We start from the raw sequence: 22314 nt of genomic DNA on the forward strand, positions 1-22314 counted from the left end.
CCCGTTGGCGGGCAGTGCCTCCAACGTCTCGTTCAGGGTGATCTGCAGCAGGCTCAAAGCAAAAAAGGGAACGTGGTTAACACGCTCCCTTTTTAGACCAATTCAGCCTCGCCCTGGCTTAACTGATTGGCATTGCCGCGGCGCGGGGCTTTGAAGCAGTTCACCGGTGCAGCAGGCGCGGGCGTCGTTCCGGCTGCAGACACAGCGGAGGACGTTCAGTCCTGCAGTGCTCCCAGTGCGCGGGCGGTGATTTCCTCGACGCTGCCCAGGCCTGCGATGGCGCGGTACTTGGGCGCATTGGCCGGGTCGGCCTTGGCCCAGTCGGAGTAATAGTCCACCAACGGGCGGGTTTGGTCGCTGTAGACCTGCAGGCGCTTCTTGACGGTTTCTTCCTTGTCGTCGTCGCGCTGCACCAGCGGCTCGCCGGTCACGTCGTCCTTGCCGGGGATCTTGGGCGGATTGAACTTGACGTGGTAGGTGCGCCCCGATGCGGGGTGGCTGCGACGCCCGCTCATGCGCTCGATGATGGCGTCGAACGGTACGTCGATCTCAAGCACGTAATCGAGCTTGACGCCGGCGGCCTTCATTGCGTCGGCCTGCGGAATGGTGCGCGGAAAGCCATCGAACAGAAAACCCTTGGCGCAGTCGCTCTGGGCGATGCGCTCCTTGACCAGGTTGATGATCAGGTCGTCGCTGACCAGCTGGCCCGCGTCCATCACGGCCTTGGCCTGCTGGCCCAGCGGCGTTCCGGCCTTGACTGCGGCGCGCAGCATGTCGCCGGTGGAGATTTGCGGGATGCCGAATTTTTCGCAGATGAAGGTCGCTTGCGTGCCCTTTCCGGCGCCGGGAGCGCCGAGCAGAATCAGTCTCATTGGGAGTCCTCTGGAGTTATTGAAATCAGGGGCCGATGCCGCTGTGTGCACTGCAGCAAAAGCCGACGGCGTTGGAGAATACCACGCGTCTCCTTCGACAAACTGACCAGGATCAGCGCGCCAGCAGGTCGCGCACGCGCTGTAGATCCTCGGGTGTGTCCACGCCGGCGCCGGGTGCCTCGCGCGTGACGTGCACCGCAATGCGGTGGCCGTGCCACAGCGCGCGCAGCTGCTCGAGGGCCTCGGTCTGTTCGGTGGGTGCAGCGCTCAGGTGCGGAAATTCACGCAGAAAACCCGCCCGGTAGCCATAGATGCCGATGTGGCGCAGGGGCGCAAAACCGCTCACGGCGCCGCTTTCGTCCTGCCACCAGGCGCTGCCTGCGGCTGCGTCGCGTGCATACGGGATGGGTGCGCGGCTGAAATACTGGGCCATGCCCTGGGCGTCGAGCACCACCTTGACGACGTTGGGGTTGGCAAAGTCGGCCCAGTCGGTGATGGCGTGCGCCGCCGTGGACATGCTCGCCTGGGGGTGTTCGGCCAGAAGCCGGGCGACGGCGTCGATGAGCTGCGGGTCGATCAGCGGCTCGTCGCCCTGGACATTGACGACGATGTCCTCGTCGACCAGGCCAAGCAGCGAACAGGCCTGCGCCAGCCGGTCGCTGCCGCTGCGGTGGCCCGGGTCGGTGTACAGCGCCGGCACGCCGTGCTCCAGGCAGGCGGCGACGATGCGCTCGTCGTCCGCGGCAACGATGCAGCGCTCTGCGCCGCTCAGCTGCGCACGCCGTGCCACGTGCACCACCATCGGCAGGCCGGCAATGTCGGCCAGCGGCTTGCCCGGCAGGCGGGTGGAGGCCAGCCGCGCCGGAATGAGGACGGTGAAGGCGGGCGTGTTCATCTGTGCTCCAGCTCGTCGTCGGTCAGCGTGCGGGCTTCGTTTTCCAGCAGCACGGGAATGCCGTCGCGCACCGGATAGGCCAGGCGGGCGCTGTGCGAGACGAGCTCCTGGCGCTCGCGGTCGTAGGTCAGCGGGCCCTTGGTGACGGGGCAGACCAGCAGTTCAAGCAGTTTCGGGTCCATGGCGTGTCCTTGGCGTTGCGGGAAATGATAGCGACGCCAGGCGGGCGTCGAGTGCGGTGAAGAAGCCCGGGTCGATGCGCACCTGCAGCGGCACGGCCAGCACCTGCGGGTGGCGCGGCCACAGCTTCACCGCGTCTTTCTCGGTGCACAGCACGACGGTGGCGGCGTCGGCCGGCGGCTGCCAGCCGCGCAGGTCGTCGTGGTCGGGCAGGGGCTGTTCTGTCTGCGGCTGCAGGCCCTGGGCGCGCAGCTGGGCAAAAAAATCCTCGGGCCGGGCAATGGCGGCCAGCGCGTGCAGGCGCCGCCCGCGCAGCGCCTGCAGCGGCGTGCGGCTGCCCTCGCGGTCGATGGCGTAGGGCGCCAGTGTGCGCTGCATGGCAAAGCGCGGCGCGCTGCCTGCGGCCAGCTGGCCGGCGTCGACGATCAGGTCGACCGGACGCGGCCAGGGCTCGCGCAGCGGGCCTGCAGGCAGCAGCCAGCCATTGCCTACGCCCGCGTCGTTGAAGACGCAGATCTCCACGTCGCGCGCCAGCGCCAGGTGTTGCAGGCCGTCGTCGCAGACCAGCACGTCGGTGGCGGGGTGCGCCGCCAGCAGCGTCCGGGCGGCATCGGCGCGCCGGCGTGCGACGAAGACCGGTGCTCCGCTGGCGCGGGCGATCAGCAGCGGCTCGTCGCCCACTTCGGCCGCGTCGCTGCCCGCCAGCACGGCGCGGCAGTCGCTGGTGCTGCGCCCGTAGCCGCGCGAGATGACGCCGGGCTGCCAGCCCGCTGCCTGCAGGTGGTGCACCACGGCCAGTGTCACCGGCGTCTTGCCGGCGCCGCCGGCAATCACGTTGCCCACGACGATGACCGGCACCGGCAGGCGCGTGCTGCGCAGCCACCCCGCCCGGTACAGCTGCCGGCGCAGCGTGGCCAGCAGGCGGTAGAGCTGCGCCAGCGGCCACAGCAGCCGCGCCAGCGGCCCGCGCTGCTGCCAGGCCCGGCGCAGTCGCTGGCTCATCACTGCCCCGCGGCCTGCGAGGTCTGGGTGGCGAAGGTGATGTGCGACAGACCGGCGCGGCGCGCCGCCTCCATCACCGTGATGACCGCCTGGTGCGGCGCCAGCGCGTCGGCGCTGATGATGACCATGGCGCTGCCGGCATCGCCCGTGGGCGCGGCGGCGGCCATGGCTTGGACGAGCTCGTCCGCGCTGCGCCCGCTCAGCGTCTGCTTGCCGACGGCGTAGCGGCCGTCGGCGGCGACCGAGACAATGACCTCGCGCGGGCGGTCCTGCAGTTGCTCGGTGTCGGCCACCGGCAGGGTCAGCTGCAGCTCGGTGAACTTGCTGTAGGTCGTGGTCAGCATCAGGAAGATCAGGATCACCATCAGCACGTCGATGAACGGGATCAGGTTGATCTCGGGCTCGTCTTTCTGGCGGGGGCGGAAATCCATGGTGCGCGTCAGCCCCAGTGCAACTGGTTGAGGTGGCGCACGAAGCGCTCGCCGGCCAGCTCCAGCGTCAGCAGGTAGGTGTCGACGCGGCTTCTGAAGTAGCGCCAGAAGAACAGCGCCGGGATGGCGATGATCAGGCCGAAGGCGGTGTTGTACAGCGCCACCGAAATGCCATGCGCCAGCTGCGCGGGGTTGCCGCCGCCCACCGCGCCGCCGCCGGCCTGCGAGCCGAAGATCTCGATCATGCCGATCACCGTGCCCAGCAGGCCCAGCAGCGGTGCGGCCGAGGCGATCGTCGCCAGCGCGTTCAGGTATTTCTCCAGCCGGTGCGCCACCTCGCGTCCGCTGCCCTCCATTGCGGCGCGCAGGTCGGCGTCGGTGCTGGCAGGGTGGCTGATGCGCTCGCGCAGGCCGCTGGCCAGCACCTCGCCCAGCGCGCTGTGGCTGCCCAGCTGGGCTATCACAGCGCTCGTGGGCTGGCCCTGCTGGGTCAGCGCGATGACCTCATCGAGCAGTTTTGGGGGGGCGACGCGTGCGGTCTTGAGCGCCGCGAAGCGTTCGATGATGAGCGCCAGCGCCAGGATGGAGCAGGCGACGAGGGGCCAGACCGGCCAGCCTGCGGCTTGTATGATCGATAGCAATTCTCACTCCGCTGAACAACTGCGAGCAACCGTTGATTATGGCGCAGCGCCCGCGCCTGTTGGCTTGAATGGCAGGCTGTGGATGAATGGAGCGCACCGTGGCTTCATGCACAATTTCTGTGGATAACTTTGTGGGCAACCCCCGGGAGAACTCCGCCAAAACGGCGCCAGTGCGTCGGCTGGCTGGATTGATGAAAAAATCATCAGCAAAAAATTCATTTAAATCAATGTGTTGCATGTGTTTGCGTGATTCTGGGGCGATGCGAAAGCGCCGCCCATTCGCACCGCCCGCTGGCGGTTTTGTGTGGACTACTGGTTTGCCCGTATCGGGCCGCAAGCCGCATGCAGCCTGTGTTTGACGCCGATTCCTCCGTTCCGGCCGCACCCGTGTGGGAGGTGGGCGCGCTGTGCCACGCCATCGCCGATGCGCTGCAGGCACGCTTCAACCCGGTCACGGTGCGCGGCGAGATCGGCGGCTTCTCGCGCGCCGCCAGTGGCCACTGCTATTTCACGCTCAAGGACGAGCAGGGCCAGTTGCGCTGCGCAATGTTTCGCCGCGCGGCGCAGCGCCTGGACTTCATGCCGCGCGACGGCGAACTGGTGCAGGTGCGCGGCCAGCTGGGGGTCTACGAGGCGCGTGGCGACCTGCAGCTCATCGTCGACGACCTGCAGCGCGCGGGCCAGGGCGCGCTGTTCGAGCAGTTTCTGCGCCTGAAGGCCAAGCTGGAAGGCGAGGGGCTGTTCGACGCGCAGCGCAAGCGCGAGCTGCCGGTGATGCCGCGCGGCATTGGCCTGGTCACCTCGCCCGGCGCTGCCGCGCTGCACGACGTGGTGACCACGCTGGCGCGGCGCGCGCCGCACATTCCAGTGGTGCTGACGCCGGCGCTGGTGCAGGGCGCCCAGGCGCCGCAGTCACTGTGCCAGGCGCTGCAGCAGCTGTATGCACTGACGCAGCAGGGCGATGGCGTGCCGATCGACGTCATCGTGCTGGTGCGCGGCGGTGGTTCGATGGAGGATTTGTGGGCCTTCAACGACGAGCAGCTGGCGCGCACCATCGTGCAAAGCCCGGTGCCGCTGGTCAGCGGAGTGGGGCACGAGACCGACTTCACCATTGCCGACTTCTGCGCCGACCTGCGCGCGCCCACGCCCACGGCCGCGGCCGAGCTGGTGGCCCAGCCGCGCACCGCCTGGCTGCAGGCGCTGCAGGCGCAGGCAGAGCGGCTGCAACTGGGCCTGCAGCGCCAGCTGGACCTGCGCCAGCAGCGTCTGGATCTGGCCGCGCAGCGCCTGGGGCGGCCGTCGGCGGCGCTGGCGCAGCAAAGCCTGGAGCTGGCGCAGCTGGCCCAGCGCCTGCGCCATGGCCTGGCGCTGAAGGAACAGCAGGCGCGCCAGCAGCAGGACGCGCTGGCGCAGCAGCTGCAGCAGGGCGTGCAGCGCGGCCTGCTGCGCCAGCAGCAGTGGCTCGACCATGCGCACCAGCGCCTGCAGCTGCTGGACCCACGCCTGGTCGTGCAGCGCGGGTATGCGCTGCTGCAGGACGAAAAAGGGCAGCTGCTCACCGATGCGCGCCAGGTGCGCACCGGCGCGCGCGTGCACGCCGAGCTGGCCCATGGCGCGCTCGACCTGATCGTGGACGCGCCGCGCCTGCTGTGACGCCGTCGTGAATCCCGGGGTGGTTGCAGGCGCTTGCATGCTGCGCCGGCAGACTGCGGCTGAAGTTCCTACAATCTTCAGGTTGCCCCATCGACTGCGATGGCCCGATCACACACCCCACCACGAAGGAGAACACAACATGGAACACACCCTGCCGGCACTGCCCTATGCGATCGACGCCCTGGCCCCGCACTACAGCCAGGAGACGCTGGAATACCACCACGGCAAGCATCACAACGCCTATGTCGTGAACCTGAACAACCTGCAAAAAGGCACCGAATTCGAGGCTATGGCGCTGGAAGACATCGTCAAGAAATCGAGCGGCGGCATTTACAACAACGCGGCCCAGATCTGGAACCACACCTTCTTCTGGAGCTGCATGAAGCCCAACGGCGGCGGCGAGCCCTCCGGGGCGCTGGCTGCGGCAATCAATGCCAAGTGGGGCAGCTACGCCGCGTTCAAGGACGCTTTCATCAAGAGCGCGGCCGGTAATTTCGGCTCGGGCTGGACCTGGCTGGTCAAGAAGGCCGACGGCAGCGTAGACATCGTCAACACCGGCCCCGCCGGCACGCCGCTGACTACCGCCGACAAGGCCGTGCTGACCGTGGACGTGTGGGAGCACGCCTACTACATCGACTACCGCAACGCCCGCCCCAAGTTCCTGGAAGTCTTCATGGACAAGTTGGTGAACTGGGAGTTCGCACAGGCCAACTTCGCCTGAGCGCCGGCGCTCGCAATGGGCGCCTGCACTGCATAGAGAGCCCGCCTTTGTGCGGGCTTTTTGCCGCCTGCGATGCGCGCATGGCCGCAGGCAAAAACAAAGAGACCCGGCAGTTTTGCCGGGTTTCCCGTCTTGAGGGCTTGAGAGCGGAGAGGGCGGTTTTATTCCATTTCCATATCAACCGATTACTTTGTCGGCTTCGCTTGCCGTGTACAGCACTGTCTGCGCTTCACCTTCGCGTACTCGATCGATATAGAAATGGAATTACAGCCCCAGCGCCAGCAGCGCTTCCTCGCTCATCATCGAGCGATCCCAGGGCGGGTCGAACACCACGTTCACCGTGATCTCGCCCACGCGCGGCAGCGCCAGCACCTTGTCGCAGACCTCGTTGGCAATCGCCTCGCCCATGCCGCAACCGGGCGCCGTGAGCGTCAGGTCGATCACGACGCGCAGCTTGCCTTCTTCTTCCAATGGCTCGAAGTCGCAGCGGTAGATCAGGCCCAGATCGACGATATTGACCGGGATCTCCGGGTCGTAGCAGGTCTTGAGCGTCTCCCACACCAGCGGCTCGACGTCCTCGGCGCTGACATGCTCGGGAACGTCGATGGGCTTGGGCTCGGTCTTGCCGATGGCGTCGGCATCCGTGCCCTTCAGGCGCACCAGCTGGCCTTCGACCAGCAGCGTGAAGGACGAACCCAGCGCCTGCGTGATCTGCGCGAGCTGGCCTTGTTCGAGTTCGATGGGCTGGCCGCTGGGGATGGTCTCGACCATCACGTTGCGGCGTACCAGGACATCTTCGCGGGGGCGGCGGTTCATGGTTGGGGCTCCTGGGCGGGCGCGTCTTCGGTGCTGGTGCTCCCGCTTCCTTGGGCAATGGCGTGCATCAGTGCGTGCCAGCCCAGCAGCGCGCATTTGATGCGGCTGGGGTATTGGCGCACGCCGGCCAGGCTGATGAGCTTGCCCAGCGGTGCTTCTTCGGGATCTTCCTCGCCGGTGAGAACGGCGCGAAAGTGCTTTTGCAGCTCGCGCGCCACCGACAGGTCGTGACCCTTGACGGCCTCGGTCATCATCGAGGTCGAGGCCATGCAGATCGCGCAGCCCTGGCCGGTGAAGCGGATGTCCTGCAGCTGCTCGCCGTCCAGCTGCAGCTCGACCGCGATCTGGTCGCCGCACGATGGGTTGGTGCCCTGCGCCTGGTGAGTGGGGTGGGCGAGGTGGCCGAAGTTGCGCGGTGCGCGCTTGTGTTCAAGCACCACTTCCTGGTACAGGTCGTTGACGGCGCCGCTCATTGAAGAACCTCCATGGCGTAGGCGACGGCAGCAACCAGCCGCTCGACTTCCTCGGCGGTGTTGTACAGCGCGAACGACGCGCGCGTCGTTGGCCCCAGGCCCAGGTGGTCGTGCAGCGGCTGGGCGCAGTGGTGGCCGGTGCGCACCGCAATGCCGCGCTCATCGAGCAGCGTGCCGATATCGTGCGGATGGACGTCGCGCGCGACGAAGGACACCAGTGCCGACTGCGTGGCGTGCGGCGCCAGCACGGTGATGCCGTCGATGGCCGACAGGCCTGCCAAGGCCTGCGCGCGCAGGGCGTGAACGTGGGCGTCGATGGGCTCCAGGCCGATTTGTGTGATGTAGTGCGCGGCGGCCGCCATGCCGACGGCGCCCGCCACGTTGGGCGTGCCGCCTTCAAGGCGGGCGGGCAGGCCGGCGAAGCCTGCGGCCTCGCAGGTTACCCACTCGACCATGTCGCCGCCCAGGCGCAGCGGGTACAGGCGCTCCAGCGCGTCGCGCCGCCCGGCCAGCGCCCCAATGCCCATCGGGCCATACATCTTGTGGCCCGAGAAGGCCATGAAGTCGCAGTCCAGCTGGCTCAGCTGCGGCACCGCGTGGCTCACTGCCTGCGCGGCGTCGAGCACCGTCAGCGCGCCGGCCTGGCGCGCCAGCTGCAGCATGGCCTCGTAGGGCGGGCGCTCGCCGGTGGCGTTGGCGCTGGCGGTGATAGCCACCACGCGGGTATTGGGTGTGAGCAGTGCCTGCAGATCCTGCAGGTGCAGGCGGCCTTGCGCGTCCGGCTGCAGCACGACCAGCTCGGCGCCGGTCATGCGCGCGGCCTGCTGCCAGGGCACCAGGTTGGCGTGGTGCTCCAGCGCGCTGGTGATGATGCGGTCTCCGCGGCGCAGCCAGGCCTTGTCGGGGCCGGCGGCCCACAGGCCCTGGGCAACCAGGTTCAGCGATTCGGTCGTGCCCGAGGTGAACACCAGCTCGTGCACGCCGGTCGCGCCGATGTACTGCTTGAGCGTGGTGCGCGCGCGCTCGAAGTCGTCGGTCGCGCGCTGGCTCAGCGTGTGCACGCCGCGGTGGATGTTGGCGCGGTCATGGCACTCGAACTCGTCCATGGCGCGCCGCACCTGCGCCGGCATGTGCGTGGTGGCCGCGTTGTCCAGATAGGCCAGCGCAACGCCGTTGACCTGCTGGGCCAGCGCCGGGTACTGCACGCGCAGCTGTGCGACGGGCAGCGCCTGATGTGCGCCGTCCTGGTGCAGTGCGGGGTGTGCTTCACCCATGGGTGACCTCCGGCATGGTTTGCAGGTGGCGCTCGATGGCGCCGACCAGCCAGCCGCCCTCCAACCACTGCGACAGCAGGCCGTTGTCCTCGGGCTGCTCCAGGCTGCGCGAGAGCACCGCGTGGGCCATGCCCTGGATGATCAGCGCGCGCGCGGTCACCTCGTCAAGGCCGCGCTGGCGCGCATAGAACAGCGCGTCCTCGGGCAGCGCGCCCCAGGTGGCGCCATGCTCGGCCTGTACCTGGTCGTGCAGGATCTCCAGGTGGGGGCGCATGATCAGGCGCGGCTGGCCCGACAGCGGAATGCCCGACAGGCGCTGGTGCACGTCGGCATCGGTGCTGCCCGGCGCGATGCGCGTATAGGCGTTGGCCACCACGCGGGCCTTGCCGCTGGCCAGCGTCAGGATCTCGACCTGGCTCGTCGTCTGCGGCGCGCGCATGTCGGTGTAGACCTGCTGGTCGATCTGCTGGCCGCCGGCCAGCAGCAGGCCTGCGTGGCGGGCGTGCGCGCCCTTGCCGCGCAACTGCACGGTATTGCGCTGCAGGTGGTAGGCGGCCTCGGTGGCCACCAGCGCCTGGGAGTATTGGGCGCCGTCGTCCAGCACGGCGTGCACATGGTGGGCCAGCTGGTCCTGCGCGGCCGGCGCGGCAATGCGCAGGTGCTGCAGCTGCGCGCCCGTGCCGAGGTGGATGTGGGCCTGCAGGTTTTGCGTGACCGCTTGCTGGCAGGCGTCGGCGCCGGTGTCGCGCTCATGGGTCTCGACCAGCACGCAGCGCGCGCCGGCGGCCAGGTCGATCACCAGCATCGGCGCTTCGACCGGGCTGTGCGAGCGGTGGTGCAGGTGCAGCCAGACGGTGCCTTCGGCCGTGTCCCGGCCGGCGGCGGCGGGCACGCTCAGGCGCAGGCCCTGGCGGCACAGCGCGCGGTGGGCCCAGACGAAGGGGGCGTCCTCGCCGTCGCCCGGCACGGGCAGACCGGCAAACAGGGCGCTGCGCTGCGCGGGGTCGAGCGCGTCCAGCCAGCGTGCGTCGACGCCTCCCTGGCCCGGGTGCCCGCCCACGGGCTGCAGCGTCCAGCCGCTGCCGTCGAGCGGCGCGGCCTGGCAGGCGTCCTGCGGCTGCGTGCCCAGCCATTGGTCGGCGGGCGGCGGCGGCAGGTGGTGAAAGGCTTCGCTGCGGCGCGACACCCAGCCATGCTGCTGCAGGTGCTCGCGCGCGGCCAGCATTTGTGCGCGTGCGCTGTCCATCGTCATGCCTCCGCGGTTGCTGCGTTGCGGGCAAAGCCGGTGCGGGCAATGCTGCGCGCCAGCTCCAGGTCGCCGGTCTCGGCAATGCAGCCCTGATCCAGGCGCAGCACGGTGTCGGGCTTGAGCAGTTCGATCATCTGCAGATAGTGCGAGACCACGATGAAGGAGGTGCCCTGCGCGCGCAGGCGCTCGATCAGCGCGACCACGGCGCGCACGCCGTCGACGTCCAGGCCCGAGTCGATCTCGTCGAGCAGTGCCAGGCGCGGCTTGAGCATGGCCAGCTGCAGCAGCTCGTTGCGCTTGCGCTCGCCGCCGGAGAAGCCCTCGTTGACCGGGCGGCCCAGCATGGTCTCGGGCAGACCCAAGTCCTTGGCGCCGGACTTGGCACTCTTGAGGAAGTCGAAGGCATCCAGCGGCGCCTCGCCGCGCGACTCGCGCACCGCGTTCATCGCGGTGCGGATGAACAGGTTGTTCTTGACGCCCGGAATATCGGGTGGCGACTGGAACGACAGGAACAGACCGGCGCGGGCGCGCTCATGGGCTTCCAGGCCGATCAAGTCCTTGCCGTCCAGCAGCGCCTGGCCGTGGACGACGTTGTAGCGCGGGTGGCCGGCCAGCGCCATGCCCAGCGTGCTCTTGCCGCTGCCGTTGGCGCCCATCAGCACGACCAGCGAACCCGCTGGGACGTCCAGCGACACCGAATGCAGCACGGTGCGCTCGCCAATGTCCACGCGCAGGTCGCGCACTTGCAGCAGGGGAGAGGAGGAGGTCATGAAAAATTCTTTCGATAGCAAAAGGTGTTGAGGCGTGCGGATTCGCGCCAATCCAGGGAGATCAGCCGACGGCGCCTTCGAGCGAGACGGCCAGCAGGCCCTTGGCTTCCAGGGCGAACTCCATCGGCAGCTCTTCGAGCACCGCCTGGCAAAAGCCCCCGACGATCAGCGAGGTGGCTTCCTCGGGGTCGATGCCGCGTTGCTGGCAATAGAACATGCGCTCTTCGGAGATGCGCGTCGTCGTCGCCTCGTGCTCGACGATGGCGTCGCTGCGCGCGGTGTCCACGTAGGGAAAGGTGTGTGCGCCGCAGTTGCCGCCGATCAGCAGCGAGTCGCACTGCGTGTGGTTTTGCGCGCCCTCGGCACCGGCGTTGATGCGCACCTGGCCGCGGTAGCTGTTGTGCGCGTGGCCGGCGCTGATGCCCTTGGAGACGATGCGGCTGGTGGTGTTCTTGCCCAAGTGGATCATCTTGGTGCCGGTGTCGGCCTGCTGGTAGTGGTTGGACACCGCGATCGAGAAGAACTCGCCGCTGGAGCCGTCGCCGCGCAGCACCACGCTGGGGTATTTCCAGGTGACGGCCGAGCCGGTCTCGATCTGCGTCCAGGCAATGCGCGAGCGCTTGCCGGCCGCCAGCCCGCGCTTGGTCACCAGGTTGTAGATGCCGCCGAGGCCGTTCTCGTCGCCTGGGTACCAGTTCTGCACCGTCGAGTACTTGATGAAGGCGTCGTCGTGCGCGATCAGCTCGACCACGGCTGCGTGCAGCTGGTTCTCGTCGCGCTGGGGCGCGGTGCAGCCTTCCAGGTAGCTGACCGAGCTGCCCTCCTCGGCAATGATCAGGGTGCGCTCGAACTGGCCGGTGTTGGACGCGTTGATGCGGAAATACGACGACAGCTCCATCGGGCATTTCACGCCCTTGGGGATGTAGACGAAGGAGCCGTCGGAGAACACCGCAGAATTGAGCGCCGCGTAGTAGTTGTCGCTCTGGGGCACGACGGTGCCCAGGTATTTCTCGATCAGCTCGGGGTGGGTTTGCACCGCGTGCGAGAACGAGCAGAAGATCACGCCTACCTCGGCCAGTTGCTCGCGAAACGTCGTGCCGACCGAGACCGAATCGAACACCGCGTCCACCGCCACACCCGCCAGTTTGGCGCGCTCGTGCAGCGGAACGCCCAGCTTCTCGTATGTCTCCAGCAGCTTTGGGTCGACCTCGTCCAGGCTCTTGGGCCTGTCCTTCATCGACTTGGGCGCCGAGTAGTACGACAGTGCCTGGTAGTCGATCGGCTCCATCTTCAGGTAGCCCCAGTCGGGCGTCTGCATCTTCTGCCAGCGTGCCAGCGCATCCAGGCGCCACTTGAGCAGGAACTCGGGCTCCTTCTTGATGCGCGAGATCGAGCGGATCGTGTCCTCGTTCAGCCCTGGCGGCAGGCTGACCGACTCGATGTCGGTGACGAAGCCGTGCTGATAGGGACGCGCCAGCGCCTGCTCCAGCTCGGGCGCCTGGCGCTTGTCCTCGCTGACCGGCGTGATGGTGGTTGTTTCAGTGAGTGGGGACATGAAATCGTTCTAGGTTGGAAGACTTAAACATGCATATCGTATGCATCTTTATGTTTTTCTGTACATTGTCGCGCCCGGAGCCCGTACCTTCTCCATGGTATTCAGTGGCACTTGACGCTGTTGTTCGCGTCATCCAGCCACTGCAGCTGTCCCTGGCCCAGGTGTTCGGCCTGGGCCTTGAACGCTGCAACCCGTGCCAGCGGCAGTTGCACCCGCAGTTGCACCAGAGCGCCGTGGTGGGCGCTGCACAGCTGCGCGCCCTCGGCGTCGATGCAGCGGCGCAGCAGCCCTTCGAGTGCATAGGGCAGGCCCAGGCACAAGGTTTGCATGGCCACGATGGGCACCTTGGGCGCATCGCGCAGGGCCTGGGCCACCGCGTCGGTATAGGCTCGCACCAGACCGCCCGCACCCAGCTTCACGCCGCCGAAGTAGCGCACCACCGTGGCCACCACGTTGTGCAACTGCTGGTGGCGCAGCACTTCCAGCATCGGGCGCCCTGCGGTGCCACTGGGTTCGCCGTCGTCCACCGCCGCTGCCTGCGTGCCCGCAAGCATGGCCCAGCAGACATGGGTGGCCTGCGGGTGGGCCTGGCGCAGCGACTGAACCACGGCCAGGGCGCCGTCGCGGTCGGCCACAGGCTGCACGCAACCGATGAAGCGGCTTTTCTTGACGATGAGTTCACTGTGGACGGGAGCGCTCAGGGTGTGTTGCATGTCAGCTCGAACCCGCTATTGTAATTCCTTGAGGCCTGACAAGCCTTTGCCTGCGCTTCGGCCGTACGCCAGCGCCCGGCGGGCAGCGTCTGCGGCGGGCCCGCGCTGGCGTCGATCCTGCTCGTATCTGGTGTACCGTCTTGTCGTTACTGCCTTGCAGAAAGTCCGATCGATGCCGCAACTTTTCACCGATTTTTCGCAGCTGCCGTCCTTGCAGCCTTCGGCCCGCATGCCGCTGCTGTTCGTCGGCCATGGCAGCCCGATGAATGCCATCGAGGCCAATGCCTGGCACCGCGCTTGGCAGGATCTGGGGCAGGAGCTGTTGGCGCGCGGGCCGCGGCCACAGCTGATTGTGTGCATCTCGGCGCACTGGCTGACGCAGGGCGGCTGGTGGCTGACCGGCATGGCGCAGCCGCGCACCATTCATGACTTTGGCGGTTTTCCGCAGGAGCTGTATGCACAGCAATACCCGGCGCCGGGTGCGCCGCAGGTGGCGCAGCAGCTTGCGCAGCAGTTGCAGGCGCCAACGGGTGGGGCGCTGGGCGTCGACCTGCAGGAGTGGGGGCTGGATCACGGCGCGTGGAGCGTGCTCAAGCCGATGTTTCCAAAGGCCGACATTCCGGTCATCGAGTTGAGCATGGACTACGCCCGCCCGCCCGCCGAGCATTGGGCACTGGGCAGGCAACTGGCGCCGCTGCGCAGCCGTGGTGTGCTCATCGTGGGTAGCGGCAACATCGTGCACAACCTGCGCATGATGCGTACGGGCGCCGGGGTGAATGCCGCCTACGACTGGGCGCAGGCCTTCGATGCGCGCGTCACGGCGTTGGTCGAGGCGGGCGACCTGGAGGCGCTGGCCGGCTTCCTGGACTGGGGCCCTGTTGCCCGCCAGGCGCACCCGACGCACGACCACTACCTGCCGCTGTTGTACGCCGCGGCCTGCGCGCAGCCGGGCGAGGCGCCGCACTTCTTCAATACGGGGTTCCAGGCGGCGTCGATCTCGATGCGCTCGGTATTGTGGAAATGAAAACCGCCCGAGGGCGGTTTGGTCGTCGGAGCGGTCGGAGAACTCAAACCACCTTGGCAATCGCCTGGCAGACGTAGTCGATGTTCTTGCTGTTGAGCGCGGCCACGCAGATGCGGCCGGTGTCGGTGCCGTAGACGCCGAACTCGTTGCGCAGGCGCACCATCTGATCCTTGGACAGGCCCGAGTAGCTGAACATGCCGATCTGCTGCGTCATGAACGACATGTCCTGCTGCACGCCCGCGGCCTTCAAGCCGTCGACCAGCTTTTGGCGCATGACCTTGATGCGCGCGCGCATGCCGGCCAGCTCCTGCTCCCACAGCGCGCGCAGCTGCGGCGTGTTGAGCACGGCAGCGACCACCGCGCCGCCGTGCGTCGGCGGGTTGGAGTAGTTGGTGCGGATCATGATCTTGAGCTGCGAGAGCACGCGCGCGGCCTCGTCCTTGTCCTGGCACAGCACCGACAGCGCGCCCACGCGCTCGCCGTACAGGCTGAAGCTCTTGGAGAACGACGTGGAGACGAAGAAGGTCAGGCCGGCTGCGACGAACTTCTGGATCACCGCGCCGTCTTCCTGAATGCCGTGGCCAAAGCCCTGGTAGGCCATGTCGAGGAAGGCGGTCAGGCCGCGCGTCTTCACGACGGCCACCACCTGATCCCATTGTGCGGACGTGATGTCGTAGCCGGTGGGGTTGTGGCAGCAGGCGTGCAGCACGACGATGGTGCCCACTGGCGCTGCGTTCAGGCTGGCCAGCATGGCGTCGAAGTTCACGCCGCGGCGGTCTGCGTCGTAGTAGGCGTAGGTCTCTACGTGGAAGCCGGCGTTGGTGAACAGCGCGCGGTGGTTTTCCCAGCTCGGGTCGGAGATCAGCACCTTGGCGCCGGGACTCAGGCGCTTGAGGAAATCGGCACCGATCTTCAGGCCACCCGTGCCGCCCAGCGCCTGCACCGTGGCCACGCGGCCGCTGACAACCGGCTCGCTGGCGCTGCCGAACACCAAACCCTTGACGGCGTTGTCGTAGGCGGCAATGCCGTCAATGGGCAGGTAGCCGCGCGCGCTGGGTTTTTCCATCATGGCTTTTTCGGCCTGCTGCACGCATTCCAGCAGCGGCAGCTTGCCGTCGTCGTCGAAGTACACGCCCACGCCCAGGTTCACCTTGTTGGGGTTGGGATCGGCGGCAAATTGTTCATTCAGACCCAGTATGGGGTCGCGCGGAGCCATTTCGACGGCGGAAAACAGAGACATGGTCGTCCTTGAGGGTAGAAAAAACGCGGTGCGCCACCAGTTGTGGCCTATATGCTTTCGGGCCTTGTACCCGGGGCAACCCTGAATTTTAGCGACGGCGCATATTATGCGCAATTCACATAACATCATGCAAAACAAGGAAAGCCCCGCGCCGAGCAGCGTGCCGAAGGGGACGTTCGTCTCGTACCCTGATTCACCGTTTGCGCTGTTCCAGCCCTATCCGCCGGCAGGCGACCAGCCCGAGGCGATCGCCAAGCTGGTCGAGGGCGTGCGCGATGGCGAGACCTTCCAGACGCTGCTGGGCGTGACCGGCTCGGGCAAGACCTTCACCATGGCCAACGTGATCGCACAGCTGGGGCGCCCGGCCATCGTGTTCGCGCCCAACAAGACGCTGGCGGCGCAGCTGTACAGCGAGTTCCGTGAGTTTTTCCCGAAGAACGCGGTCGAGTATTTCGTCAGCTACTACGACTACTACCAACCCGAGGCCTACGTGCCGCAACGCGACCTGTTCATCGAGAAGGACAGCGCGATCAACGAACACATCGAGCAGATGCGCCTGTCTTGCACCAAGAGCCTGCTGGAGCGGCGCGACGTGGTCATCGTCGCCACGGTGTCGGCGATCTACGGCATCGGCAACCCCGAGAGCTACCACCGCATGATCATGACGCTGCGCCATGGCGACAAATTGAGCCAGCGCGACGCTATCGCCCAACTGGTGCGCATGCAGTACCAGAGGAATGAGCAGGATTTCTCGCGCGGCAAGTTTCGCGTGCGCGGCGACACCATCGACGTGTTCCCGGCCGAGCACTCGGAGTTGGCGCTGCGCATCGAGCTGTTCGACGACGAGGTCGACAGCCTGCAGCTGTTCGACCCGCTGACGGGCAGCATCCAGCAGAAGATCCCGCGCTTCACCGTATACCCCAGCAGCCACTACGTGACGCCGCGCGACGTGGTACTGGGCGCGGTGGAAACCATCAAGGAGGAGTTGCGCGAGCGCCTGGCGTTCTTCGAAAAGGAAGGCAAGCTGGTCGAGGCCCAGCGCCTGGAGCAGCGCACGCGCTTCGATCTGGAGATGCTCGGCGAGGTGGGGCACTGCAAGGGCATCGAGAACTACTCGCGCCACCTCTCGGGCGCGGCGCCGGGCGAGCCGCCGTCGACGCTGACCGACTATCTGCCCAAGGACACGGTGATGTTCCTGGACGAGAGTCACCAGATGATCGGCCAACTGTCGGCCATGTACAACGGCGACCGCTCGCGCAAGACGACGCTGGTCGAATACGGTTTTCGCCTGCCGTCGGCGCTGGACAACCGGCCGCTGAAGTTCGAGGAGTTCGAGCGGCGCATGCGCCAGGTGATTTTCGTCTCGGCAACGCCCGCCGACTACGAGAAGCAGCACAGCGGCCAGGTCGTCGATCAGCTGGTGCGCCCCACGGGCCTGGTCGACCCCGAGATCGAGGTGCGCCCCGCCAGCACGCAGGTTGACGACGTGCTGCAGGAGATTCACCTGCGTGTGCAGCAGAACGAGCGCGTGCTGATCACTACGCTGACCAAGCGCATGGCCGAGCAGCTGACCGACTATCTGGCCGACAACGGCGTTAAGGTGCGCTATCTGCACAGCGACATCGACACCGTCGAGCGCGTGGAAATCATCCGCGACCTGCGTCTGGGCGCGTTCGACGTGCTGGTCGGCATCAACCTGCTGCGCGAGGGCCTGGACATCCCCGAGGTGTCGCTGGTCGCCATTCTGGATGCCGACAAGGAAGGTTTTCTGCGCGCCGAGCGCAGCCTGATCCAGACCATTGGCCGCGCGGCGCGCAACTTGCACGGCAAGGCCATTCTGTATGCCGATCGGGTGACGGAGTCGATGAAAAAGGCCATCGGCGAGACCGAGCGCCGCCGCGTCAGGCAGATGGCCTACAACGAGGCGCGCGGTATTGCGCCGCGCGCCATCGTCAAGCAGGTGCGCGACCTGATCGACGGCGTCTACAGCGAGAAGGCCGGGCGCGACGCCGAGCGCATCGCCCAGGAGGCGCTGCAACGCGCGCGCATCGAGGACATGCCGGAAAAAGACCTGGCGCGCGAGATGGCGCGGCTGGAAAAGAAGATGCTGGAGCATGCGCGCAACCTCGAATTCGAGCAGGCGGCGCGCGTGCGCGACCAGTTGGCACTGCTCAAAGACAGGGCGTTTGGCAGTCATGGAAGCGACTCCGTGGCTGCGCAGTGACTGGAGAGAGGAAAATGTGACTGATCAGTCTATTTATCCGACTGATTTAGTTGGGTTTGTGGTATCCTCGCGGCCATAAACAACCCCAGATAACGAAAGGGCTTCACGGTGTACGCAGGGCGACGAGCCTGCGCAGTGCGTGAGGAAAGGGTGGGGACGGCAGCCAGGGCTTTTCCCTGGCGTTTTGACAGTCAACCGCTGCACGAAGGAGCATGCAATGCGTCTCACCACCAAAGGCCGCTTTGCGGTCACCGCCATGATCGACTTGGCGCTGCGCCAGAACAATGGCCCGGTTACGCTGGCCGCCATCAGCCAGCGGCAGTCGATCTCGCTGTCCTACCTAGAGCAGTTGTTCGGCAAGCTGCGCCGTCATGAGCTGGTCGAGTCTACCCGCGGCCCCGGCGGCGGCTATACGCTGGCCCGCAAGGCGGGCGACATCACCGTCGCCGACATCATTGTTTCTGTCGACGAACCCATCGACTCGACCCAGTGCGGCGGCAAGGAAAACTGCATGGACGGCGCGCGCTGCATGACGCATGACCTGTGGGCGTCGCTGAACCAGCGCATGGTCGAGTTCCTGGACTCGGTCACGCTGCAAAAACTGGTGGACGAGCAGATCGCCAAGGGCTTCAAGCTCGAGGACAAGCCCGTCGTGCGCCGCGCGATCTCGACCACGCCGGTGGTCAAGCCCATTCGCGTCAATGCACCCAACTCGGTCTTCGCGCTGGGCAACGCGTTCGCCAAATCCTGAGATTAGCAGCGCGCCGCGACGCATCCAGCCTGCGCGCTGCGCAGTTGCGGTCGGCGGCCTATGATTGTCGGCAATGTTGTATTCACCTGGCCGACTTGATATGACCGAGCACCTTCCCATCTACCTCGACAACGGCGCCACCACCCCGGTCGACCCGCGGGTGGTGCAGGCCATGATGCCCTGGCTGGGCGCGCATTTCGGCAACCCCGCGTCCAGCAGCCATGCCTGGGGCCGGGAGGCGGCCGAGGCCGTGGAAGAGGCCCGCAGCCACGTGGCCGCGCTGATCGGCGCCGATGCGCGCGAGATCGTCTGGACCAGCGGCGCCACCGAGTCGAACAACCTGGCCATCATCGGCGCGGCGCAGTTCTACCGTGAGAAGGGTCGGCACCTGATCACGGTGAGCACCGAGCACAAGGCTGTGCTCGACGTGATGCGCGAACTGCAGCAGAACCAGGGTTTCGAGACCACGGTGCTGCCGGTGCGCGGCGACGGGCTGGTCGATCTGGATGTGTTCAAGGCGGCCCTCCGCCCGGACACAATCCTGGCCAGCGTCATGCTGGTGAACAACGAGATCGGCGTGGTACAGGACATCGCCGCGCTGGGCGCCATCTGCCGCGAGCGTGGCGTGCTGCTGCACGTGGATGCGGCGCAGGCCACGGGCAAGGTCGCAATCGACCTGGCGGCGCTGCCCGTCGACCTGATGAGCCTGGCCTCGCACAAGACCTATGGCCCCAAGGGCATTGGCGCGTTGTACGTGCGGCGCAAGCCCCGCGTGCGCCTGCACCCGCAAATGCATGGCGGCGGGCATGAGCGCGGTCTGCGCTCGGGCACGCTGCCTACGCACCAGATCGTTGGCATGGGCGAGGCCTACCGTCTGGCGCGGCTGGAGATGAATCAGGATCTGCAGCACCTGCGGGCGTTGCAGCAGCGGCTGCTTGCCGGCCTGCAGGATCTGCCCGAGATGACCGTGAACGGCAGCCTGCAACACCGCGTGCCGCACAACCTCAATCTGAGCTTTGGCTACGTCGACGGCGAGGCACTGATGTTGGCGCTGCCCGGGCTGGCACTGTCCAGCGGCTCGGCCTGCACCTCGGCCAGCCAGGAGCCCAGCCATGTGCTGCGCGCGCTGGGGCGCAGCGACGCACTGGCGCACAGCAGTCTGCGCATTACCATGGGACGGTTCACCACGCAGTCGGAGATCGACGCGGCGGTCGGCATGATCCGTGCCGCTGTGGCAAAGTTGCGTGCTATCAGCCCGCTGTGGGAAGCGCACGAAGAGGGTGCCAGCGCCTGAAATCCCGGCATTGCGGTTCGTGATGTGCCGCGATGCAAAAATTCCGAATATCTTGCACGCACCCGGCTTCGTCTCCGGTGCGGCGTCATGTTTCATTGGCCATGTCGCCACCTTCGCCATGCAATACAGCACCGCCTTGATGGCCCACTTCGAGCAGCCCCACGGCGTCGGGAGTTTTGACCCGGCCCGCCCCGATGTGGGCACGGGCAGCGCCGGTAGCGTGGAGCAGGGCGATGTGGTGCGCCTGCAGATCGCAGTCGATGCCGGTGCGCAGACTGTTGCGCAAACCTGCTTCAAGGCACACGGGTCGGCAGCGATGATTGCCACCGCGTCGCTGCTCACCCAGACCATCGAAGGCATGGCGCTGGAGGCAGCAAGCCGTTTGCAGGGCAGTGCGCTGGCGCAATCGCTGCAACTGCCGCCCATCAAGATGCATTGCGCACTGCTGGCCGAGGACGCGCTGCGCGCCGCCATCGCCGACTACCAGGCCAAGCGCCAGGCGCTGGCCGTCCATCACGAATAGGAGCACACCATGTCTATCACCCTGACCGAAGCCGCAGCGCAGCATGTCGCGCGTTTCCTGCAACGCCGTGGCAACACCGCCGGCGTGCGCCTGGGCGTCACGACCACCGGCTGCTCTGGCCTGGCCTACAAGCTGGACTATGTGGACGAGCCGCTGGCGGGCGACATAGTCTTCGAGCAGCACGGCATCAAGCTCATGGTCGATCCCAAGGATCTGGCCTTCGTCGACGGCACCGAGCTTGACTATGTGCGCGAGGGGCTCAACGAGAGCTTCAAGTTCAACAACCCCCACGAGCGCGACCGCTGCGGCTGCGGCGAGAGCTTTCGTGTCTGATTCCCGTTTGCTGCAGGAGCACTGCGCATGAGTCGCCAGATCGTCCTGGACACCGAAACCACCGGCCTGTCGGCCGAAACCGGCGACCGCATCATCGAGTTGGGCTGCGTCGAGTTGCTCGATCGCAAGCTGACCGGCCGGCACCTGCACCTGTACTTCAATCCGGGACGCGACAGCCACGAGGATGCGCTGCGCATCCATGGCATCAGCAACGAATTCCTGCGCGACAAGCCGCGGTTCGAGACCTGCACGCAGGAAATCCTGGATTTCCTGCGGGGCGCGGAACTGCTGATCCACAACGCCAGTTTCGACGTCGGTTTTCTCAATAAGGAATTGGCGCTGGCTGGCATTGCGCCGCTGGTCAACCACGTCGACGCCATCACCGACACCCTGGCCATGGCCAAGGAGCTGTTCCCGGGCAAGCGCAACTCGCTGGACGCGCTGTGCGACCGCCTGGAGGTGGACAACTCGGGCCGCACACTGCATGGCGCGCTGCTCGACGCCGAGCTGCTGGCTGACGTCTACCTGCAGATGACGCGCGGGCAGGAAAACCTGCTGAACATGGAGGAGTCGGCCGCGGAGTCCGATGGCCCGGTGCGCGCCATCGTCGACCTGCGCCAGTTCGACCTGCCGGTGCTGCGTGCCAGCGAACAGGAATGCGTCGCCCACGAGACCGTGCTGGCCGAACTCGACAAATCCAGCGACGGCAAAACCCTTTGGCGCAAATTGCCGGAGATGAGTTGAAGCTGTGCCATAATTGCCGGCTGTCGTTACTTCGACAACGGGTGATTAGCTCAGCGGTAGAGCACTGCCTTCACACGGCAGGGGTCACATGTTCGATCCATGTATCACCCACCAGTATTGTTCAATGAATTCAAGGGCTTGGCTTAATCGTCAAGCCCTTTATCTTTTGGTGGATCGTCAACGATCAGCGGTTACGCCATAGGGAGCGACGTCGGTGTGGACACAGTCGTGGACACACTGGCTTTGCGGTTGAACACCTGCTGCACTTTCTTCGCACCCGCTCCGTGCGCGGGGAATCCGATGATGGCTTTGCGCCCTGCGACTGCGCAGATGCCGCAGCGCGCGCAGTCCATGTCGTCGTTGGTCACAGCAGGGCACACAACGACGGTGCGCCCCTTCGGGGTGGTCGTGCTGGTTCGCTGCCCCGCCGGCAATACCGTGACGACAGGAGCGATTCCGAGATCTGCGAGATCGTCTGCGTGTTCGAGGTTGTTGGCTGACAGGTTGATGGTGAAGCCTTGCGCGTTGGCTTGGGTGATGGCTCGGGCATTCTCCGGCTTGAATGGCGAGTAGTGGGTGTATGCATAGCCTTTGCGGCCGCGGTTGGCCTGGACGATTTTCTGGAGTGCGTCAATGTCGACGCTATGGGTGTCCCCCGGGAGGTCGCCGGCCTGACCGTAGCGCCAGAGCTGATGCTTCGGCAGGCGCTTGATGTCGGCGCAGAACTGGTTGATGTCGCTGCCGCGACGCCTGTCGGACACAGCGCGCCAGTGGATGGCCAGCGGTCCGCCATCGGCGTAGCACCCGTTGTGAACCGCCCCGGGTTTCAAGGAGGCTGATTGGTTTAAGTTGACACCTCTGTCGAGGTGTTGCTGACGGCGAGTTGCCGCCAGTAGTTTGCCTCAGCTTCTGCGGGAGGGATGCCCCCAATCGGCG

At 66.5% G+C, this 22314-nt stretch carries 24 protein-coding genes and 1 tRNA gene; 10 read left to right on the plus strand and 15 right to left on the minus strand.

Features of this window, described 5'->3' with window-relative positions; translation table 11 throughout:
- Positions 1-215: 215 nt before the first annotated feature.
- The 6 genes from adk to ABD767_RS16390 form a co-directional block, all read right to left on the minus strand.
- Complete coding sequence (gene adk, locus ABD767_RS16365) at positions 216-872, minus strand: adenylate kinase (RefSeq protein ID WP_103046536.1); 657 nt, start codon at positions 870-872, stop codon at positions 216-218.
- Between the two features lie 112 nt (positions 873-984).
- Positions 985-1767, minus strand: coding sequence for a 3-deoxy-manno-octulosonate cytidylyltransferase (kdsB, locus tag ABD767_RS16370; RefSeq protein ID WP_103046535.1), 783 nt, complete (start codon positions 1765-1767; stop codon positions 985-987).
- A complete protein-coding gene (locus ABD767_RS16375) occupies positions 1764-1949 on the minus strand; it encodes a Trm112 family protein (RefSeq protein WP_103046534.1) in 186 nt (61 codons plus the stop codon). The genes kdsB and ABD767_RS16375 overlap by 4 nt, the downstream gene beginning before the upstream one ends.
- Entirely contained in the window at positions 1930-2949 is a 1020-nt protein-coding gene (lpxK, locus tag ABD767_RS16380) for a tetraacyldisaccharide 4'-kinase (protein ID WP_103046533.1), read from the minus strand. The genes ABD767_RS16375 and lpxK overlap by 20 nt, the downstream gene beginning before the upstream one ends.
- The gene (locus ABD767_RS16385) at positions 2949-3380 is read right to left on the minus strand and encodes a biopolymer transporter ExbD (RefSeq protein ID WP_103046532.1); all 432 of its coding nucleotides are present in this window, start codon (positions 3378-3380) and stop codon (positions 2949-2951) included. Before ABD767_RS16385 ends, lpxK begins: the two co-directional genes overlap by 1 nt.
- 8 nt (positions 3381-3388) lie before the next feature.
- Positions 3389-4021: a MotA/TolQ/ExbB proton channel family protein gene (locus tag ABD767_RS16390; RefSeq protein ID WP_103046531.1), complete on the minus strand. Its 633-nt coding sequence runs from the start codon at positions 4019-4021 to the stop codon at positions 3389-3391.
- 342 nt (positions 4022-4363) lie between these two features.
- Between ABD767_RS16390 and xseA the strand changes: the two genes are divergently transcribed.
- Positions 4364-5674 carry an exodeoxyribonuclease VII large subunit gene (gene xseA, locus ABD767_RS16395; protein WP_103046530.1) on the plus strand — a complete coding sequence of 437 codons (1311 nt, stop codon included), beginning with the start codon at positions 4364-4366 and terminating at the stop codon, positions 5672-5674.
- Between the two features lie 139 nt (positions 5675-5813).
- Entirely contained in the window at positions 5814-6395 is a 582-nt protein-coding gene (locus tag ABD767_RS16400; RefSeq protein ID WP_103046529.1) for a Fe-Mn family superoxide dismutase, read from the plus strand.
- Positions 6396-6659: 264 nt separating this feature from the next.
- On the opposite strand, the gene sufT is transcribed toward ABD767_RS16400, so the two are convergent.
- From sufT to ABD767_RS16435, 7 genes are all read right to left on the minus strand, one after another.
- Positions 6660-7211, minus strand: a complete 552-nt coding sequence (sufT, locus tag ABD767_RS16405; protein WP_103045924.1) for a putative Fe-S cluster assembly protein SufT — start codon at positions 7209-7211, stop codon at positions 6660-6662.
- On the minus strand, positions 7208-7684 hold the full coding sequence (gene sufU, locus ABD767_RS16410) for a Fe-S cluster assembly sulfur transfer protein SufU (protein WP_103045923.1): 477 nt from the start codon (positions 7682-7684) through the stop codon (positions 7208-7210). The genes sufT and sufU overlap by 4 nt, the downstream gene beginning before the upstream one ends.
- Positions 7681-8958: a SufS family cysteine desulfurase gene (locus tag ABD767_RS16415; RefSeq protein WP_103045922.1), complete on the minus strand. Its 1278-nt coding sequence runs from the start codon at positions 8956-8958 to the stop codon at positions 7681-7683. Before ABD767_RS16415 ends, sufU begins: the two co-directional genes overlap by 4 nt.
- Positions 8951-10204, minus strand: a complete 1254-nt coding sequence (locus ABD767_RS16420) for a SufD family Fe-S cluster assembly protein (protein ID WP_103045921.1) — start codon at positions 10202-10204, stop codon at positions 8951-8953. Before ABD767_RS16420 ends, ABD767_RS16415 begins: the two co-directional genes overlap by 8 nt.
- Before the next feature lie 2 nt (positions 10205-10206).
- Complete coding sequence (gene sufC / locus ABD767_RS16425) at positions 10207-10977, minus strand: Fe-S cluster assembly ATPase SufC (RefSeq protein ID WP_103045920.1); 771 nt, start codon at positions 10975-10977, stop codon at positions 10207-10209.
- A gap of 61 nt (positions 10978-11038) precedes the next feature.
- Positions 11039-12532 carry a Fe-S cluster assembly protein SufB gene (gene sufB, locus ABD767_RS16430; RefSeq protein ID WP_103045919.1) on the minus strand — a complete coding sequence of 498 codons (1494 nt, stop codon included), beginning with the start codon at positions 12530-12532 and terminating at the stop codon, positions 11039-11041.
- A gap of 101 nt (positions 12533-12633) precedes the next feature.
- On the minus strand, positions 12634-13245 hold the full coding sequence (locus ABD767_RS16435) for a YigZ family protein (RefSeq protein WP_103045918.1): 612 nt from the start codon (positions 13243-13245) through the stop codon (positions 12634-12636).
- Between the two features lie 172 nt (positions 13246-13417).
- Between ABD767_RS16435 and ygiD the strand changes: the two genes are divergently transcribed.
- Positions 13418-14269, plus strand: coding sequence for a 4,5-DOPA-extradiol-dioxygenase (gene ygiD, locus ABD767_RS16440; protein ID WP_103045917.1), 852 nt, complete (start codon positions 13418-13420; stop codon positions 14267-14269).
- 43 nt (positions 14270-14312) lie between these two features.
- On the opposite strand, the gene ABD767_RS16445 is transcribed toward ygiD, so the two are convergent.
- Entirely contained in the window at positions 14313-15509 is a 1197-nt protein-coding gene (locus tag ABD767_RS16445) for an aromatic amino acid transaminase (RefSeq protein ID WP_103045916.1), read from the minus strand.
- A 127-nt stretch (positions 15510-15636) separates the two neighbouring features.
- On the opposite strand from ABD767_RS16445, the gene uvrB reads away from it, so the two are divergent.
- The 7 genes from uvrB (at position 15637) to ABD767_RS16480 (ending at position 21492) form a co-directional block, all read left to right on the plus strand.
- On the plus strand, positions 15637-17733 hold the full coding sequence (gene uvrB, locus ABD767_RS16450; protein ID WP_344869956.1) for an excinuclease ABC subunit UvrB: 2097 nt from the start codon (positions 15637-15639) through the stop codon (positions 17731-17733).
- Positions 17734-17950: 217 nt separating this feature from the next.
- Positions 17951-18484, plus strand: a complete 534-nt coding sequence (gene iscR / locus ABD767_RS16455) for a Fe-S cluster assembly transcriptional regulator IscR (protein WP_103045915.1) — start codon at positions 17951-17953, stop codon at positions 18482-18484.
- A 100-nt stretch (positions 18485-18584) separates the two neighbouring features.
- Entirely contained in the window at positions 18585-19778 is a 1194-nt protein-coding gene (locus ABD767_RS16460) for an IscS subfamily cysteine desulfurase (RefSeq protein ID WP_344869958.1), read from the plus strand.
- 118 nt (positions 19779-19896) lie between these two features.
- Positions 19897-20301, plus strand: a complete 405-nt coding sequence (locus ABD767_RS16465) for an iron-sulfur cluster assembly scaffold protein (RefSeq protein ID WP_344869960.1) — start codon at positions 19897-19899, stop codon at positions 20299-20301.
- A gap of 9 nt (positions 20302-20310) precedes the next feature.
- Positions 20311-20634, plus strand: coding sequence for an iron-sulfur cluster assembly protein IscA (gene iscA, locus ABD767_RS16470; protein WP_103045912.1), 324 nt, complete (start codon positions 20311-20313; stop codon positions 20632-20634).
- A gap of 27 nt (positions 20635-20661) precedes the next feature.
- Positions 20662-21378: a DNA polymerase III subunit epsilon gene (gene dnaQ / locus ABD767_RS16475; protein WP_103045911.1), complete on the plus strand. Its 717-nt coding sequence runs from the start codon at positions 20662-20664 to the stop codon at positions 21376-21378.
- A gap of 39 nt (positions 21379-21417) precedes the next feature.
- Positions 21418-21492 (plus strand) — tRNA-Val (locus tag ABD767_RS16480).
- Positions 21493-21569: 77 nt separating this feature from the next.
- On the opposite strand, the gene ABD767_RS16485 is transcribed toward ABD767_RS16480, so the two are convergent.
- A complete protein-coding gene (locus ABD767_RS16485; protein WP_344869961.1) occupies positions 21570-22208 on the minus strand; it encodes a DUF7227 family protein in 639 nt (212 codons plus the stop codon).
- Positions 22209-22314 lie beyond the last annotated feature (106 nt).

Source organism: Comamonas faecalis (assembly GCF_039538025.1).
Taxonomy (GTDB): domain Bacteria; phylum Pseudomonadota; class Gammaproteobacteria; order Burkholderiales; family Burkholderiaceae_C; genus Comamonas_C; species Comamonas_C faecalis.